This window comes from Pseudomonas sp. SIMBA_067 (assembly GCF_046534675.1).
Lineage (GTDB): Bacteria > Pseudomonadota > Gammaproteobacteria > Pseudomonadales > Pseudomonadaceae > Aquipseudomonas > Aquipseudomonas putida.
In genome coordinates, this window is record NZ_JAWRYH010001258.1 from 1 (window position 1) to 239 (window position 239).

At 41.0% G+C, this 239-nt stretch carries 1 pseudogene; it reads left to right on the plus strand.

The window, feature by feature from the left end:
* Positions 1–239 (plus strand): annotated as a pseudogene (locus SB765_RS33335) (hypothetical protein); the annotation flags it as partial.

The window sequence follows — 239 nt, forward strand, 5'->3', positions numbered from 1 at the left end:
TTAGCAATTAAAGGCGGTGACTTATATGTCGGTGAAGTGCACCGTATTATTCGTTTTAAAAATATCGATAAACACCTCAAAAATCCTGAGTATGAAGTGTTTTATAGCGATTTACCCTCAGAGCGTCATCATGGCTGGAAATTTTTGCGTTTTGCACCAAACGGCGAGCTGATAATTCCCGTGGGCGTACCGTGTAATATTTGTGAGGAAGATGCTCGCTTTGGCCGTATTTTTTCGTT